Annotated in this window: 1 protein-coding gene; it reads left to right on the top strand. The window is 43.8% G+C overall.

The annotated features are described in order from the left end of the window. Nucleotides 1-330: 330 nt before the first annotated feature. Nucleotides 331-891 (top strand): TetR/AcrR family transcriptional regulator, encoded by a 561-nt coding sequence (locus A3756_RS01440; protein ID WP_068552740.1) that lies wholly within the window; start codon nucleotides 331-333, stop codon nucleotides 889-891. The last annotated feature ends 9 nt before the right edge of the window (nucleotides 892-900 follow it).

Below are 900 nucleotides of genomic sequence, written 5' to 3'. Positions count from 1 at the left end.
ACTATTCGAAAGAGCCGACGCGGCGCTTTATCATGCCAAAGCGAGTGGGCGTAACTGTATCAAGAACTATAAAAACTTAGTCGACAAAGGTGAAATAGAGGCTATCGATAATCGCTCTGGTGATATTGAGTTGTTCTAGCCATTCATTCAAGTCTACATAGCATCTAGATTAACTCACGTCAACTCCCATATCCGGGGTGCCGGCCGGTAAGCCAGGCTTGCGTGAGGTGGTTGATGTTCAATTTTTTAGCATAGGTTTGACAACCTGCCTTCAGGTAGGTAAGGTGTGTTTAATAATTGAACAAACTATTTTAGTGAAGTGGTTCCCTGATGAATACCAAGCAACGTATTGTCGAGTTTTCTGCTGATAAGCTTCGGGACCGTGGCTTTGATGGCTTCAGTTATTTAGATATATCCAGAGAACTGGGCATTACCAAGGCGAGTGTTCATCATCACTTCCCTAAGAAAGAAGATCTCGGTCTGGCCCTATGTGATTGGACGCATGACTGGCTTAGCCAAGGTCTTGCTTATTTCGACCAACGTGCAGCAAATCATTGGAATAAGCTGGAACGTTATTTAAGTGCCGCGATGAAGCACGCCTTATCTGAGCAGCGAGTATGCCCAATTAGTGCCTTCTATAATGACTTAAGCAAACTGCCAGACTCTATTAAGGTGCAGATAAAGAAGCTCGACGATATAGAGCTTGCTTGGGTAACGAAGGGCATTGATGAAGGTATAGAACAAGGTGAATTTGCTGAGCTTGAAGATACGCGAGCAATGGCTGCGCTATTTATTTTTAGCTGCAAAGGCGCGCTTTATTACGCTCGCCTACATGGCCAGGATTTGTTTCACCAAACAATGCAGCAATATGAGAATTTAATTCGCAAATAAAGGTTTGAG

Source organism: Oleiphilus sp. HI0086, assembly GCF_001635225.1.
The sequence above is the reverse complement of the archived record's forward strand: the minus strand, read 5'-3'. Positions and strand labels throughout refer to the sequence as shown.

Excerpts from the sequence above, each read along its gene's own strand:
- A3756_RS01440 (WP_068552740.1), top strand. The coding sequence starts at position 331 with ATGAATACCAAGCAACGTATTGTCGAGTTTTCTGCTGATAAGCTTCGG.